Raw genomic sequence first — 15210 nt, forward strand, 5'->3', positions numbered from 1 at the left:
AATAGAGTGAAAATGAATCTTTTATTTTTTCTTCATTGCACGCAAAAAAGCACCTATTGTCGTATATTGACAATGAGGTGCTTAACTCAATCCAACAGCCTTCTTTCCCTCTAATTTTTAGTAACAATACATCCTTTTTTCTGCCACGCATGCATTGTTTTCAATTAACTAGTAAAATGCATTCTAATATTACATATAATAAAAACCATTTCGATTTGTTCGTTATAGAACTTCCTCTACATCGACACTCTCTATCTTCACTTCATACATATTTGGGATGCTTGCTTCTTTTGGTACCCATGCATAATAATTTTGATCATTTTCTAACATAAATTGAACTAACTTTGTTTCTGAAACATTCCAGAAATTTTTAAGATTATCAATGTAGTCCTCTAAATCTTCTTTATAGTCCAATTGTAATATATAATCTCTTACCGTCAGGGCAAACACAATTAAACTTCCTAATAGATTTTTTTGCTCATTTTCTTCTTCATACTCTTGTGGTAAGAACCACACTTGACCTATTCCTATTGTTTTTTTGTATTTCTCATAAAAACTACTATCATCCATATTCTCATAATCATGTATTAATTCATTGACCAATGAATGCCATTTTGGCGGAATAATATTTTCCAATGCAGGATTATGTTCAATTCCTTCTACTATATCCTCGATTTCTTCTGTCTCATCTTCATAGTGATATTCACTTAGGTCTATATGCTTGAATTTCATTTCATTTTTATAATGTGCCAAATCATATGGATAATGATTATTATCTTTTAAACTTGTATCATCAAGTCCGAGTATCTTTACTATTGCAGCTGTCTCAAAGCTCCAATACCCCACATATCCAGGTTCTTTATGTGCATTTTTCCATTCATAATCATAATGGCCTTTAAACCATTCTTTCTCCATGTACGTTTGCAATCTTTTAGACGCTTCTTTTTTATCTGTTTGTGCAAGTTCTATAATCTCTCTCGTTTTTGCATATGGATTTTCTTTATAATATCTATTCGTCATTTTTGTGTATCCGATATCACTAGCGCATAAGAGGAAATCGATTACTGCGTCGTTCATATTTTTTGTATCAACTATCTTTTTTAATCTTTCTATATTCTTTTTATCCGTTTCTAACAAAATTCCTAAGGAAATCATCCAAATCAGACTTAAATATCCAATTTCCCTACTTCCTGTATTCTCTAAATCATAAATTGCATTATGAAACTCTTTTTCTATTACACTAACATCTTCCCCTAAAGAATACTTTGCCCTAATATCCTCCATCTCATATCTAAAATTGGCTAGATATGTCCCTTCTATAATACTCTTATTATCTTTAGAATATCTTTGAATTCCATTTTTAGTATCTTCTTCTAAACTTTTAATATCTTCTCTATTTTCCTCTATAAACTCTTTATGATATTCAATTCCTTCTCTACACTTTTCTTCTATACATAAATAATCTCTCATACCATTCAATTCCTCCTCGCTTCTAAATTATGGCCATTCTCCAACGATGTTACCCTTTGCATCTATCTTAAATGTTTTAACCTTTCCGCTACTATCGACTTTTGATAATACTCTTTCTACCTTATCTCTCTCCAACGCTTTTGTAATCTTATCTGCTAATTTGTTATCCCCATCAACAGCTTTCAATATTCTACTTTTTTCAGTATTCACACCTGTCAACCAACCATCTGACATTTGTGGTCCATCTTTAGTTTTTCCTAATTGTGAACTACCAAACTTTGCTTCATCAATAACATATTTAATATTTGAATTTGGATTTGCATTTTCGTATAATCCATCAATTCCTTTTACTATTTTATCATTTATACCTGTTGGTGCACTTTTTCCGACTGGCTTTAAATCAAATCCAGCTTCTTTTAAACTTTGATTATTCAATAAATTGTCACTAGATTTTATTTCACCATAATTACCTTTTTGCTTATTGGTAGCTGTTTTTGCATCAAAATTGTCTACATTTGTATTTTTGTTACTGCTAGGTTTACCGTTAGCCGTACCCTAAGTATCATTCTTAACCTCTTTAAATTAACCAATTTCTTCCTAAAGCTTTGAAATCTTACTTTGAGTATAGGCTTTCGTCTCTTTATGACTTAGGGTGATTGCCTCTTCAAATATTAACTACTATAATTACAAGTAAATTAAAACAAACTTAAAAAGAATGAATTCTTTACTATACAGAATTCATTCCTCGCTAGTTGCTTAAAATATTTATCTAACTCTTTAGGTTCAATTCACATTCAATATCCCCTAAACATACATTAAATTTAAATTCCTAAGAATGATGGAAAGCTAGCATACCTTGTAAGCTTATGCTGAATACCACTCTTCCGTAGAAAAATTATCAGCATTTGAATTTCCTTCTAACTCCCATTCACTAATAAAATTAATTATTTCTCCTAAAATTAGATTTATATCATGATTTTTTATAATCAAACCTCTATGATTATTCCAAGTAAAATCAATTTCGATATTTATATTCAACCCCTCCTCACATTTACTTAAAAAGTCATTCATTACTAAGGTAAAACATCAATTCACAAAATTATCAGAAACCCAAATTACAGATGAATCATCATTAACCTTCTCTATTCTAAATCTTAAATTATTGTATGTAATCCACTTTATATTACCTTGTATTTTTTCTTCTTTCATAATTATTTTCCTCCCATACTATGACATCCATTGCTGGATTTGTTTTTAAACTGCCATATATCACATTTTCCCATGAACCATACTTTTTATAAAGTTGTTCAGGTGTAGGTCCTTCTGCCTTGCCATATTCAAGAATATTTCTTTCATTGCATTCAATCCATGTTTTTTCACAAAATCGGCATTGAGATTTCTTATTAGATATCCTAAGTACACTCATACTCTCATCCGTCTCTTTTTCTTGTAACCAATTTCGTACCACTGATGAACACCCTTTACAGGTGTAAAAACATAGAAAAAAACCTTGATTGGTATATATGCCAATCAAGGTCTCATTTTAAATGCCACCTATTATTTACACATTTTTCTTTCCCATACTCTTTTTCCGTCAGTTAAAAACACTGCACTTGGCGGATCATCATAGAGAGAAATTTCAACTAACGAGCCTTTCTTTTGTATTAACCAATTATATAAACTATTTTCTTCCCTAGTAGGATGCGCTAAAATATCATTCACTTGAAATGTAACGGCATAGTATTCGGTATAATTCACATCATCGTCATCTAACCCATTGTCTGTTTCAAAAAGTGTGTCTGGTTCACCAATAATTTTCAATCCACTTTCCCACTCTATTATCAAGTCTCTATCTTTATACTCTTTTAACGTTTTTATTAAAGGATCATATTTCATGTATATCCCCCTCTTATTACTTCTTTAGTGGTTCTGAAGGCACTATATGTGCTCCATCTTTTCCATAATGAATCATTCCTCTAGTAGTTTCAAGGTATTCACCAGTATCACGATCATAGTATTTTCCAATTGTTTTACCAAAGTCTACTCTTTCTTTTTTACCGTTTGGTAGTAGTTGACCTTTCCCGGCGAACTTATTAAGCAATTCTTGTGCTATTTTATTATCTCCATAGAAAATGCTCTTATTTTTTCCATTTGCTAATTCTTGTTTATAGTTCGGTGTATCGGGAATATGCTTTTCTTGAGCTCCTGCTTTCACTTTTATTGGATAACCATTTACTTCACGGTATGGGCCTTTAGGTACAGAATCTTTTCCATAAGAAGGTATTCGATTACTCGCACCCTTACCTCCACCAGAAGACTGGATTTTTTGAAGAGTATCCTTAGTATTTTGAATCGATTTATTCCAAACAAATCCACCATGTACAAAAAGACTAGCCCCAGCAGCTGTTGCTGCTATATCTAATGGAATAACAATTGGTGATGCTAACCCACCAGTTCCTACTTCTGCGACGATAGTTAAGAAATTAGATCCGCCTATGAGCGAAATAGCTTCAAACATTTCTACAATGGACCCGGCTATTTAATAATATCGCCCTATTTTTTTATGTTTTCTGACATTGAAAAACAAACTATATACCTGCAATTGAAGCCTATGTGCATATTCTGTTAGCTTTAATTCATAAAAATAATTTCGATAAATTTATAGCTTACCTTTCAATTAAAAAAGCACTTATTGTCTCAAATAGACAACCAAGTGCTTTAAGTTCATATGTTTTTAAGTAGCATAAATTTGTGAATTTTTTCCCATTCCAAGTCTTTAATATTCGTCGTACAGTAAAATGTCATCTCGCCTAAGCTCGTACCTCGTTTTCTATTCTATCATTGCACATAATAATCTATGATGGTACAACCATCATGATCTATGAATTTCAAGAAAGTATCATTATATCCCATGGTTCTATACTTAAGCACACCAACTATTCCTTTAATTTAAGGATTTTCTATATAACTTTCTGCAATATCAATATCATTTGTCATTTCTAATTCTGGAAATTTTCCATCTAATTTTCTTAAGCAATTAATTAGTTCTTTACTTTGTATAATTTCTACTATATCTTCCAAAACTTCACTTATCCAATATAACTCTTCTTTACTACAGTTCTCTAAATATCTTATAGTATTTTCCTCATTTTCTGAGAGAACTTCTATTATTTCATTCCAACTTTTTTGTATCCCATAGTCATCATTCAAATTTAATTTTTTTCTTTCATTTAATATAACTTCCATTTTATTTGCTATATCCATATTAATCCTCCAAACTCTATCTACGGTTGTTTAGTCGCATCTGGAAAAATAGTCCCTATCTCTCCATTTGTTTTTATAACTCCAACCCTAACACCGTTTTCGTATACTTTATTTATATTATAATCTACATTATTTTTTTCCAAAAATTCAATATTACTTTGTCCATGTCCTCCACCCTTCATTTTTGAAATATCTCCTGTTTTAGGATGTGTTGTAAAGTCACCTACATTTGAATGTTTAATGCTACTTTCGAGTATATTAACCTTGTTAGCCCGACTATTTCCATTACTGAATCCACCTTCTTTAGACTTCGCAAACTTATAATAAGCTTCTATTAATTCGCCTTGAGGTATTTTGGTTACAATAGTTCCACCAACACTAGAGAGTGCATAGGAAGCCTCTCTCTTAAATGATTGTAACATTTCAAGCGTAGGCTTCAATTCTTTTGCTAGTGTTACTGCATTAGCAATTGTACTTACTCCACTTGATGCTTTTGCTCCTTTTGCGATAATCCCAGGCATTAAAAACTTCTTCATATCATGAAAGAGAGTTGTGGAAGCACTTCATCATTCGAAACTTTTGTTTTGATATTTTTGGATATATAATTCATCTTACTAAATATTGTAATCTCAAAATAAAAAGTACTTATTTCTTTTTATCAGCAATCAATTGCTTTAAGTTCATACGAGTTAATTATCTTTCAGTAAAGTTAAACCTTCATTTTCTAATTTATTCAAAGTTACTAAAAAAACCCCAAGGCATATACCTTAAGGCTCATAAATCAAGAAAATATTCCCTCTATTTTTTTGTCATAATTTTTTACTTTATCATTAATTTCTATTAGCAAAGTATCCTCATCCGTTGCAGGTTCATAACCAATTATTACGTTTGGAATATCATACTCTTTTTTCAAATTAACTAGATAATGCACTAACTTTTTTAACCTTAACTTATTATCATTCCTCTCATCCTTTAATATTTCATTTTCAGGAAAGTTAAATACAATATCACCATCCTGTTCATCAAATGAAAATACTATTACTACATTTTTTAATGAAATACCTAGTTGTAATTCTTCTAAACATACATTTCCTGTGCCTTTCGGTGTTAAAATCTCTTCCATTTTTTTCACTTGAGAAAAATCCAAATCTTTTTCTAAAATATTATCATAAAAATGTGATGATTTAATTTTTAATATATTTAATTTAAGTTCGTCGTAAATTAACTTATCAATACTTCTCTTATTAAAATCTCTTAATATAATCTCTAAATTTTCCACTTACAATCCCCCTCTTTCACTGATCAATAAACCCTTTAAAAGTTCCATCAAGGTTCAATCGAACTCCACGTCCATCTGGTAGTTTTTTCTCCAAAAACTCTATTCCTTTAGGACTTTTAATTTTTATAAATCCTCCTGGTCCATCCATTATTTCTTTAAGGTGTTTCAATGCAGTTTGGTTTATTTGGTCAGGGCCACCTTTAACTTCCCCCCAAATATCTGGATTTCTTCCTGCATGTTTTTGTAAAGCATGACCTACAACAGTTTCTCCACCCTTTTTAGGAGAAGTTGCAGTATTTATTATAGTTTCATTATTAACTTTAACAAAATCACCTGTACCCTTACCTCCACCAGAAGACTGGATTTTTTGAAGAGTATCCTTAGCATTTTGAATCGATTTATTCCAAACAAATCCACCATGCGCAAAAAGACTAGCCCCAGCAGCTGTTGCTGCTATATCTAATGGAATAACAATTGGTGATGCTAACCCACCAGTTCCTACTTCTGCGACGATAGTTAAGAAATTAGATCCGCCTATGAACGAAATAGCTTCAAACATTTCTACAATGGACCCGGCTATTTAATAATATTGCCCTGTTTTTCTAATGTTTTTTGACATTGAAAAACATACTATATAGCATCAATTAAAGCCTATGTGCCTGTGAAATGCAAGGTACGAAAGTGCATTCGCTCAAATAATAATTTTCAATTGAAATCAACAAAAGAGACCTCAAATGTGAAGTCTCTCTTGTTGATTATTTTCCATAAGTAACTCGCCATTTATTTGTTTATTTTAAGACAGATAACGTGGTTCATTCAAATATATATCTTAAAGAAAAAATTTTTCCTGCCGTCATAATCTAGTAGAATAGATTCAATTAATTCTTATTAATTGCGATAAACTCACTAGGAATCTCATCTGCTAACCAAACTTTTTCATTTCCTAAATAAAATTTAACGCCTTCTTCTCTAGCTTTTTCAGTATTAACTTCTAAAATAATAGGATGCTTATCTTTTCTTTGTTCAAAGCCTTCAGAAGCAAAATCATGAATAAGTTGAACTTTACTTCCTTTGCCGATTTCAAAACATGCAGTATCATCATTATCAACTCTTTTAGCAAAAGGAATCAGCTTACGATTAGGATATCTTTTCTTCATACCAGAGTATATGTTAGTAGCCTGTTCTGATTCCTTTAAAAACCATATATCAAAATTAACTAGATCTAATTTGACTAATAAGGTAACAGTTTAAATGCCACCTATTATTTACACATTTTTCTTTCCCATACTCTTTTTCCGTCAGTTAAAAACACTGCACTTGGCGGATCATCATAGAGAGAAATTTCAACCAATGAACTTTTTTCTTGTTTTAACCAATTATATACAGTACCTTCGTTTGTATTAGGTCGAGATAAAATATTATTTACTCTAAATACAGCTGCATCATATTCTGTATAATTTATATCATCCTCATCTAGTCCATTGTCTGTTTCAAAAACTGTATCTAGTTCTCCAATAATCCTCAATCCACTTTTCCATTCTAGTATCATGTCACTATGTTCATAATTTATTAATGTTCCAATTAAAGAATCGTACCCCATTTGCATCCTCTTTTCTTATGATTTTTATGGTCTTGATGGTACTATATGAGCGCCATCTTTTCCATAATGGATCAACCCTTTAGTAGTCTCATAGTATTCACCAGTATTGCGGTCATAATATTTTCCTATTGGCTCACCAAAGTCTACTCTTTCTCTACCGTTTTTTAATAGTTCACCTTTCCCGGCGAACTTATCAAGCAATTCTTGCGCTATTTTATTATCGCCATAGAAAATGCTCTTATTTTTTCCATTTGCTAATTCTTGTTTATAGTTCGGTGTATCAGGAATATGCTTTTCTTGAGCTCCTGCTTTCACTTTTATTGGATAACCATTTACTTCACGGTATGGGCCTTTAGGTACAGAATCTTTTCCATAAGAAGGTATTCGATTACTCGCACCCTTACCTCCACCAGAAGACTGGATTTTTTGAAGAGTATCCTTAGTATTTTGAATCGATTTATTCCAAACAAATCCACCATGTACAAAAAGACTTGCCCCAGTAGCTGTTGCTGCTATATCTAATGGAATAACAATTGGTGATGCTAACCCACCAGTTCCTACTTCTGCTACGATAATCCAGTCGTTGAAAACTTCTTCATATCATGAAAGAGAATTGTGGAAGCACTTCATCATTTGAAACTTTTGTTTTGGTATTTTTGGATATATAATTCACCAAATATTGTAATTCCGAAATAAAAAGCACTTGTTGCTTTTAGTCGGCAATCAAGTGCTTTAAGTTCATCTGCTTATTAAGTAGGATCATTTGAGGGGATTTTCAATTAACTTTACAATATCTTTAAAACTTAGGAATTCATTAGTTTCATGTTTATTCCATTTATTTATATTCTTAGCTCACTAATAGCTATCTCGCCTAGTTATTGTTCTTATATTCAAAAGAATTATCTCTCTTCTTTGCACAAATATAAGTATTGGCCAAACTCAGGGAATGTATCCCAATTTCTAGATACATCATCTTTTGTCTCTCGCTCTTCTACTTCTCCAGTTTTAGAATCTTTTTGCTCCATAGCAATATGACCATTTTCTTGATACCCCAAAATCATACTTTTTAACTGTGTATCCCCGTCATATTCCCAATACATTATTGTCCTTAGGAATAGTCTATTATCTTCTTTAACAATAAAATCGTAGTGTAAATATTTACGAAGAAAATCATCCAAAAAACTTACCGATACCCATTTCTCAGTGACATTTACTAAATACTTTGGCTGCTCTCCATCACTAAGAACAGCAGTATAAGAATGACGATTTTCATGAAGTGTCTTGGCTGCATTCTCATCAATAATATTCCAAGGCTTCTTTTTTATATTAGACCACTTATCACAATAATAAATTTCCATTAATTATACACCTTCCCATTAATATCACGAATAATAATCCCTTTCTCATTCGCCTCTTCAATAATTTTTTGTGGAACTGGCTTTGTTTGTACAGGGATTTCCAAAATTAACTCTCCATCTAGTCGACCACCTTTTAAAGCATTAGGATTAAATTTACCTGAAGAAATTTCTGAACCGGAAGAATACTTTTTAGTAAACTCACTTAGATAACTTAATGCCGTCTTTTCTTTTACTTCAGCCAATTGGGTAAATTTCCTCGAGACAATTTCTTCACCCGGAATATAAGAATCTACAACATATTTCTTCCCATTGATTTCCTTTGCCTCTAACTCTACTTCATTATAAGGATATCGAGGACGATTTTCCTTATTAAATCTATTCCCTGCTTCCCATTGCTTTTTCACAAAGTCCGGTATTGATTTCTTTTTAGATAGTGTTTCACCTGTACCCTTACCACCATCTTTAGACTTCGCAAACTTATAATAAGCTTCCATTAATTCGCCTTGAGGTATTTTGGTTACGATAGTTCCACCAACACTAGAGAGTGCATAGGAAGCCTCTCTCTTAAATGATTGTAACATTTCAAGCGTAGGCTTCAATTCTTTTGCTAGTTTTACCGCATTAGCAAATGTACTTACTCCACTTGATGCTTTTGCTCCTTTTGTGATATGGCCTACTTTATTTATTGCCCTATCGCCTAATATTGTGGTAGCTATTTGTGTTAATCCATAGGTAGTCAATTCTGTACGACTCTCTGCATCTCCCTCTATCATATCTCGTTTTATTTTATTTGAAAATGCATGCCACATATTTTTTGCAGTTTCATCCAAATGGAAAAGTGCATAGGTTACATTAATAAAAGTTCCTATGTCCATATTACTTAAAGCTATTGCGGACTCGATTTCATCACCAATAGCTTTCCCCGATCCTCTTTGAATAGCTTCCCACATCTTTTTCGCTGTTTCAAACGTGCCAACTATACTGTCTGTCGCATCGTCCCAAGCATTTCTAACCGGAGATTTCTTCTCAATTATGTTATTTGTTTCTATATCTTTAATTGACTGATCATTTTTTCGAGCTGTTTCTTCTATAATCCCCTGAATCGAACTCACCCAATCCATATTCAACCCTTGTGTACTAAACGTACCACTCACAGGACTAAATCCTTTCCCGCTTTGCACTTCAGAGAGTCCGGCTGTGATGCTAGCTGCTAATTGGAGGGCGGTGCTGTAGTTGTTGCTGGATGAATGATTGAATTCATATAAATGCTCTAGTTTTTCTTCCAGTTTTTTTCTCATTGCACCTAATACCGTTACAATTGCACCTACTCCGGGCATTGGTGTAAGTACTTCTATTGCTTCTATACTTGTAATCGATTGATTAATTCCCCTTATTTGTTCTCTTATTTCTTGTTCAATCACATCTGTCGAAGCAACTTTCGCTTGGAACTCATTTGGAAATGCTTCGTTTTGGCGAATTAATTCTTCACATAAGCATATAATTCCTTGCGCTAATGGCCGAAATGTTTGGACAAGGTAGGATTTTGCACTACTGTATGTTTGTCCTTGTAATACTGTGTCTATCGCAAAGGCATCAATAGATTGAATGACTTGTTCCATACTTTGAATCGTAGCATTACATATAGCGTTCATACTTTGAGTTTGACTTTGTACTTCTCCCAAATACATGTTTAAACTCATGTATTGGCCTCCCTTTGTAGTTGCTGCTGTTCATAGGAAAGGTCGTTTTCTTTCTCACTGAGATGCCGTTTTTCTTTAAGCAACGTCTCTTTTTCATTTTCTAATTCGAATGTAAGTTTTCTTTCATACTGTCCGATTTCTTGCCGCATATTCGTAAAAAGGTGAAACACTTCTTTGTCGCCGTGCCAAGTTTCTAGTATTCGGTTAAATAAACGATTACTTCTATTTTTCCATTCATGAAAACTAGCCTCAGCTCGTTCTTGATTTTGCAACGCAATTCGGTTTTCATTTTGCTCTTCAAATATACTTCGTAATTTTTGATTACATTGACTGATTCTCATTTCAATTTCTTGACTCATCTTTTCTCCCTACCTTTTCCCCTTTACGTAGGCCGTTACATTATTGAAAAGTCTTTTGAAGTCCGGTATCCATTTTCTCAAATTCATTTGCTACGGAATGGATATTATCAATTGTTTGTTGAAAAGCAGTACAAAATTGTTTCGTGATCTGTAAATTTTGTTGATTTGCTTCTTGTGCCTTGAAGTTCGCAGATAGTGTAGTACGCGTTGCCTTATTTATAGAGCGACTAGTAGCACTTTTCATTCTATCTGAAGCATTTCTCATTTTCGTTGCAAGTTGCGTTGCCGTATGCAAATTACTTTGAAATTCTCCCATTACTTGCTCCTCTCTACCTTTTATTTACAAGAAAATTATACCACAGAAAAATATCCCAATAAACCGAATGTTCGAATTTAACATACAATTCAGCACTGTTACTGAGGATACGAGCAACGCTTATCTATCAACATAACTGAGTCCAAAATGGATTCTACTTATACAAAAAAGATGACTTCAGCCATATGCTAAAGTCATCTTTTTCTACCTTATTATTTTACTAATTCTCCATTATAAGCTTTTATATTAAGCGGAGCAGTTAAAAATTGTGCTGCTTTACTAACGAAAGATGTGAAGTGTTCACTCGTATTATGGCTCGCAACTGCTGCTTCATCTTTCCATACTTCTACCATCGTATAAACACTTTCTTTTTCTGTATCTTTATATAAATCATAAGATACATTTCCACTTTCTTCTCTTGAACCATGAATGAGTGGCTGAATTTCTTCTAAAAATGCTTGTTGTTTTGCTGGGTCTACTTGAAATATTGCGTGAATAATAATCATGGTGTTTCCCCTTTCATATTCCATATATTTCTATGACCTAATTAGATTACTTCCACTCAGCAACTTTGTCAATTGGAAGACGTACTGATTGGTAACCACTGTCTGCAGCTTTCCCGATTGAAATTAACATAACTGGTACGTAGCTTTCTTTATCTAGTCCAAATGCTTCTGCGATTTGATCTTTCTCAAATCCACCAATTGGACAAGTGTCATAACCGTGCGCACGAGCTGCTAGCATAAATTGCATTGCTACAAGACCACCGTCAATTAATACCGTATCTTTCATTACTTCTGGTGTAACCATAGAGAAGTAAGCTGAAAGTTTTTTCATTTGATCTTCTTTTACTTCTGCTGGCATAAGTCCACGCTCTACTGCTGTACCGTAAATTTCTTCTGCGTTATCAAAGTTGTTTAAATCACCAAATAAAGCAATCATTGCTGAAGACGTTTCTACTTGAGATTGATTGAATTTCGCAAGTGGCGCAAGTGTTGCTTTCGCTTCGTCACTTTCAATCACTACGAATCTCCATGGTTGCATGTTTACTGAAGATGGTGCAAGTGTTGCTTCTGTAAGAATTTCTGTCATTTCTTCTTTGCTAATTTTCACTGAAGGGTCGTACTTACGAATTGAACGACGTCCTGTTAAAATTTCGTTAAAATCATTTGTTTTTACTGAGTTAGTCATAGTTGTATTCTCCCTTTTTTATAATTCTTTTATATTTTCTTGAATGTGATTTAACATATTTAAAAGATTATCGCGTTCTTCCTCACTTAATCCTTTAAATGCAGATGCTGCAAAACGTTCTTTTTCTTCTTGAAACGCCTGAATTTTATTTCGCCCCTCTTCAGTAAGAGAAACTAACGTAATTCTGTTATCATCTGGATTTTTACGTCTTACAATCATTTCATTGGCCTCAAGCTGCTTTAAATGCCTTGTTATCGCAGCATTATCAATATTCACTTCTTGCTGAAGTGCTTTTTGACTAATTTCACCTACTTCAAATAATTGAAGTATAAGCTCTAATCGAGACTGGCTCATACCCGTACACCCTTCAAATTTCGAACTTACTTCTTTATTTAGAAAGTGTAATTTATATAAAATAATCGCTTCTTTTGAGCATGAACTTGTCAAATTAACCCTCCTTTACAATCAAAATAAAAACATTTGATGTATCAATAGTTGATATGTCAATTAATATAATCTATATCGATTTAGAATGCAAGCATTTTGTTTTTATTTTATTTTTTCCAAATTAAGGCGCTTTGTAGCGTTACAAATAATGTTAATTGCACTATAATAGTAATAATTTAAATGACTGGAGAGTGATTGATAATGCGGCAATACACAAATAGAAATGAGGAAATGAAAATGGAAAATGAAATGAGGATATTCATAAATGACAACAATAAATATAGGGATTGTCGCGCACGTAGACGCTGGCAAGACGAGTTTGACTGAGCGTATTCTTTATGAAACGAATGTGATTAAAGAAATTGGCCGAGTAGATAGTGGTAATACACAAACTGACTCAATGGAATTAGAAAGACAACGCGGCATTACGATTAAAGCATCTGTCGTTTCTTTCTTTATTGATGATGTAAAAGTAAATGTCATTGATACACCTGGACACGCTGATTTTATCGCTGAAGTGGAGCGATCATTCCGCGTTCTAGACGGTGCGATTTTAGTTATCTCTGCCGTTGAAGGTGTGCAAGCACAAACAAAAATTTTAATGCGAACATTACAGAAACTAAACATACCGACTATTTTATTCGTTAATAAAATTGATCGTAGTGGCGCAAACACTGAAAAAGTTATGAAACAAATAAAAGAGGTTCTTTCAAATGAAGCATTCCCCTTCTACTCTGTTCTAAACGAAGGAACGAAAGAAGCCCGGATCATTGAATACAAATCATATGACGATTGTATGGAACTGTTAGCACCATTTAATGAATCGTTACTTGAATCATATGTAAATAACGAAATAATACCGGACGCACTATTAAGAGAAAAACTAGAACAGCAAATACAGCAAGCAAATGTGTATCCAATCTTTTTCGGTTCAGCAATGACAGGTATAGGAGTAACTGAAATACTTGAAAAACTTCCGCCCCTAATGCCAGCTCTTACATCGGCACAAGAGGAACCATTATCTGGTGTTGTTTTTAAAATTGAACGTGAACCTTCTGGAGAAAAGGTTGCGTATATAAGAGTTTTTTCAGGTAGCTTACATGTTAGAAAATATGTTGATATACAGCGCGATGAGTCTCTACCACATAAGGAAAAGATAAAAAAAATGTGCATATTTCATAATGGAGATGCCGTTCAAACTACTACCGTTCCTAGCAGTGAATTTTGTAAAGTGTGGGGACTGAATGATATTAAAATTGGTGATATTATCGGTGAACGTACGGATTATATAAAAGATACTCACTTTGCCGAACCACAAATGGAAGCAGCCATCAATGCAGTACCAAAAGAACGAATTCATGATTTATACGCTGCACTTATGGAACTATGTGAAGAAGATCCGCTCATTAAAGTGTGGAAAGATGATATTCATAATGAACTTTATATTCGCCTTTTCGGTGAAGTACAAAAAGAGGTTATCGAAACAACACTTTATGAGAAATATAATTTGCAGGTTACTTTTTCAAGTACGCGAGTTGTATGTATGGAGAAACCAATTGGCATTGGGAATTCCGTTGAAGTCATGGGTGAAAAAGCGAATCCTTTTTACGCAACAGTTGGATTCAAAGTCGAACGTGGTGAACTTAATTCTGGCATAACATATAAATTAGGCGTTGAACTTGGCTCACTACCTTTAGCATTTCATAAAGCAATTGAAGATACTGTATTTCAAACGTTAAAACAAGGTTTATACGGATGGGAAGTTACGGACATTTCTGTCACGTTAACACATACTGGTTATGCTAGTCCTGTTACAACAGCGAGTGATTTTAGAAACTTAACACCACTCGTACTAATGGATGCCTTAAAGAAAGCTGAAACATATGTATATGAACCAGTAAACGAGTTTGAATTAACTGTACCGAAGCAAGCAATTAGTACCGCAATGTATAAACTTGCTACTATTCCAGCAACTTTTAGAGAGCCTATATTAAGTAATAACTCTTACCAGTTAACAGGATCATTACCTGTTGCGAAAACAGAGAATTTTAAACGCATGCTTCATTCATTTACAGAAGGAGAAGGCATATTTACAACGAGGCCAGCTGGTTTCACAAAGCTTATGGCTCCCTTCCCTACTCGAAAACGTGTTGATTATAATCCGCTGAATCGTAAGGATTATTTACTTCATGTTTTGAAGGCTTATTAAAGTAAAAGAGGTGCAAT

Annotated in this window: 16 protein-coding genes and 5 pseudogenes; 1 reads left to right on the forward strand and 20 read right to left on the reverse strand. The window is 33.2% G+C overall.

Going from position 1 to position 15210, the window contains the following annotated elements:
- Positions 1 to 222: 222 nt before the first annotated feature.
- The 20 genes and pseudogenes from AC3WVZ_RS13445 to AC3WVZ_RS13540 all read right to left on the reverse strand — a co-directional run bounded on the left by AC3WVZ_RS13445 (position 223) and on the right by AC3WVZ_RS13540 (position 12984).
- Complete coding sequence (locus tag AC3WVZ_RS13445) at positions 223 to 1470, reverse strand: PoNi-like cognate immunity protein (RefSeq protein ID WP_059303698.1); 1248 nt, start codon at positions 1468 to 1470, stop codon at positions 223 to 225.
- A gap of 27 nt (positions 1471 to 1497) precedes the next feature.
- Positions 1498 to 2016 (reverse strand): annotated as a pseudogene (locus tag AC3WVZ_RS13450) (cytoplasmic protein); the annotation flags it as partial.
- A 318-nt stretch (positions 2017 to 2334) separates the two neighbouring features.
- Positions 2335 to 2679 (reverse strand): annotated as a pseudogene (locus AC3WVZ_RS13455) (hypothetical protein).
- Positions 2654 to 2938: a hypothetical protein gene (locus tag AC3WVZ_RS13460; RefSeq protein WP_002025991.1), complete on the reverse strand. Its 285-nt coding sequence runs from the start codon at positions 2936 to 2938 to the stop codon at positions 2654 to 2656. Before AC3WVZ_RS13460 ends, AC3WVZ_RS13455 begins: the two are co-directional and overlap by 26 nt.
- An 89-nt stretch (positions 2939 to 3027) precedes the next feature.
- On the reverse strand, positions 3028 to 3366 hold the full coding sequence (locus AC3WVZ_RS13465) for a YxxD family cognate immunity protein YxxD (protein WP_000872896.1): 339 nt from the start codon (positions 3364 to 3366) through the stop codon (positions 3028 to 3030).
- A gap of 16 nt (positions 3367 to 3382) precedes the next feature.
- Positions 3383 to 4009 (reverse strand): annotated as a pseudogene (locus AC3WVZ_RS13470) (polymorphic toxin type 50 domain-containing protein); the annotation flags it as partial.
- A gap of 410 nt (positions 4010 to 4419) precedes the next feature.
- Positions 4420 to 4734 carry a hypothetical protein gene (locus AC3WVZ_RS13475; protein WP_000350220.1) on the reverse strand — a complete coding sequence of 105 codons (315 nt, stop codon included), beginning with the start codon at positions 4732 to 4734 and terminating at the stop codon, positions 4420 to 4422.
- 20 nt (positions 4735 to 4754) lie between these two features.
- Positions 4755 to 5249: pseudogene (locus AC3WVZ_RS13480) on the reverse strand (hypothetical protein); the annotation flags it as partial.
- Positions 5250 to 5515: 266 nt separating this feature from the next.
- Positions 5516 to 6013 carry a hypothetical protein gene (locus AC3WVZ_RS13485; RefSeq protein WP_000429178.1) on the reverse strand — a complete coding sequence of 166 codons (498 nt, stop codon included), beginning with the start codon at positions 6011 to 6013 and terminating at the stop codon, positions 5516 to 5518.
- Positions 6014 to 6029: 16 nt separating this feature from the next.
- Positions 6030 to 6593, reverse strand: a pseudogene (locus AC3WVZ_RS13490) (tRNase toxin domain-containing protein); the annotation flags it as partial.
- Positions 6594 to 6891: 298 nt separating this feature from the next.
- On the reverse strand, positions 6892 to 7170 hold the full coding sequence (locus AC3WVZ_RS13495; RefSeq protein ID WP_000747779.1) for an RNA 2'-phosphotransferase family protein: 279 nt from the start codon (positions 7168 to 7170) through the stop codon (positions 6892 to 6894).
- A gap of 104 nt (positions 7171 to 7274) precedes the next feature.
- On the reverse strand, positions 7275 to 7613 hold the full coding sequence (locus AC3WVZ_RS13500) for a YxxD family cognate immunity protein YxxD (RefSeq protein ID WP_000540189.1): 339 nt from the start codon (positions 7611 to 7613) through the stop codon (positions 7275 to 7277).
- 24 nt (positions 7614 to 7637) lie between these two features.
- A complete protein-coding gene (locus AC3WVZ_RS13505) occupies positions 7638 to 7928 on the reverse strand; it encodes a polymorphic toxin type 50 domain-containing protein (protein WP_059303697.1) in 291 nt (96 codons plus the stop codon).
- Between the two features lie 584 nt (positions 7929 to 8512).
- On the reverse strand, positions 8513 to 8971 hold the full coding sequence (locus tag AC3WVZ_RS13510; protein WP_000409336.1) for a hypothetical protein: 459 nt from the start codon (positions 8969 to 8971) through the stop codon (positions 8513 to 8515).
- On the reverse strand, positions 8971 to 10671 hold the full coding sequence (locus AC3WVZ_RS13515) for a T7SS effector LXG polymorphic toxin (RefSeq protein WP_233936478.1): 1701 nt from the start codon (positions 10669 to 10671) through the stop codon (positions 8971 to 8973). Before AC3WVZ_RS13515 ends, AC3WVZ_RS13510 begins: the two co-directional genes overlap by 1 nt.
- Positions 10668 to 11030 (reverse strand): DUF3958 family protein, encoded by a 363-nt coding sequence (locus AC3WVZ_RS13520; protein ID WP_229175086.1) that lies wholly within the window; start codon positions 11028 to 11030, stop codon positions 10668 to 10670. Before AC3WVZ_RS13520 ends, AC3WVZ_RS13515 begins: the two co-directional genes overlap by 4 nt.
- Positions 11031 to 11070: 40 nt before the next feature.
- On the reverse strand, positions 11071 to 11346 hold the full coding sequence (locus tag AC3WVZ_RS13525) for a TIGR04197 family type VII secretion effector (RefSeq protein WP_000503633.1): 276 nt from the start codon (positions 11344 to 11346) through the stop codon (positions 11071 to 11073).
- 212 nt (positions 11347 to 11558) lie between these two features.
- Positions 11559 to 11852 (reverse strand): putative quinol monooxygenase, encoded by a 294-nt coding sequence (locus AC3WVZ_RS13530; protein ID WP_000583805.1) that lies wholly within the window; start codon positions 11850 to 11852, stop codon positions 11559 to 11561.
- A gap of 46 nt (positions 11853 to 11898) precedes the next feature.
- Positions 11899 to 12537: a nitroreductase family protein gene (locus AC3WVZ_RS13535; RefSeq protein ID WP_000185392.1), complete on the reverse strand. Its 639-nt coding sequence runs from the start codon at positions 12535 to 12537 to the stop codon at positions 11899 to 11901.
- An 18-nt stretch (positions 12538 to 12555) separates the two neighbouring features.
- Positions 12556 to 12984: a MarR family winged helix-turn-helix transcriptional regulator gene (locus tag AC3WVZ_RS13540; protein WP_000204162.1), complete on the reverse strand. Its 429-nt coding sequence runs from the start codon at positions 12982 to 12984 to the stop codon at positions 12556 to 12558.
- Positions 12985 to 13249: 265 nt separating this feature from the next.
- Here AC3WVZ_RS13540 and AC3WVZ_RS13545 point away from each other — a divergent pair, with 265 nt between their 5' ends.
- Positions 13250 to 15193: an elongation factor G gene (locus tag AC3WVZ_RS13545; protein ID WP_229175087.1), complete on the forward strand. Its 1944-nt coding sequence runs from the start codon at positions 13250 to 13252 to the stop codon at positions 15191 to 15193.
- Positions 15194 to 15210: the final 17 nt, after the last annotated feature.

The organism is Bacillus sp. CPT56D-587-MTF (assembly GCF_058792335.1).

Excerpts from the sequence above, each read along its gene's own strand:
- AC3WVZ_RS13510 (WP_000409336.1), bottom strand. The coding sequence starts at position 8,971 with ATGGAAATTTATTATTGTGATAAGTGGTCTAATATAAAAAAGAAGCCT.
- AC3WVZ_RS13545 (WP_229175087.1), top strand. The coding sequence starts at position 13,250 with ATGACAACAATAAATATAGGGATTGTCGCGCACGTAGACGCTGGCAAG.
- AC3WVZ_RS13495 (WP_000747779.1), bottom strand. The coding sequence starts at position 7,170 with ATGAAGAAAAGATATCCTAATCGTAAGCTGATTCCTTTTGCTAAAAGA.
- AC3WVZ_RS13475 (WP_000350220.1), bottom strand. The coding sequence starts at position 4,734 with ATGGATATAGCAAATAAAATGGAAGTTATATTAAATGAAAGAAAAAAA.
- AC3WVZ_RS13500 (WP_000540189.1), bottom strand. The coding sequence starts at position 7,613 with ATGGGGTACGATTCTTTAATTGGAACATTAATAAATTATGAACATAGT.
- AC3WVZ_RS13530 (WP_000583805.1), bottom strand. The coding sequence starts at position 11,852 with ATGATTATTATTCACGCAATATTTCAAGTAGACCCAGCAAAACAACAA.
- AC3WVZ_RS13465 (WP_000872896.1), bottom strand. The coding sequence starts at position 3,366 with ATGAAATATGATCCTTTAATAAAAACGTTAAAAGAGTATAAAGATAGA.
- AC3WVZ_RS13515 (WP_233936478.1), bottom strand. The coding sequence starts at position 10,671 with ATGAGTTTAAACATGTATTTGGGAGAAGTACAAAGTCAAACTCAAAGT.
- AC3WVZ_RS13520 (WP_229175086.1), bottom strand. The coding sequence starts at position 11,030 with ATGAGTCAAGAAATTGAAATGAGAATCAGTCAATGTAATCAAAAATTA.
- AC3WVZ_RS13525 (WP_000503633.1), bottom strand. The coding sequence starts at position 11,346 with ATGGGAGAATTTCAAAGTAATTTGCATACGGCAACGCAACTTGCAACG.
- AC3WVZ_RS13535 (WP_000185392.1), bottom strand. The coding sequence starts at position 12,537 with ATGACTAACTCAGTAAAAACAAATGATTTTAACGAAATTTTAACAGGA.
- AC3WVZ_RS13445 (WP_059303698.1), bottom strand. The coding sequence starts at position 1,470 with ATGAGAGATTATTTATGTATAGAAGAAAAGTGTAGAGAAGGAATTGAA.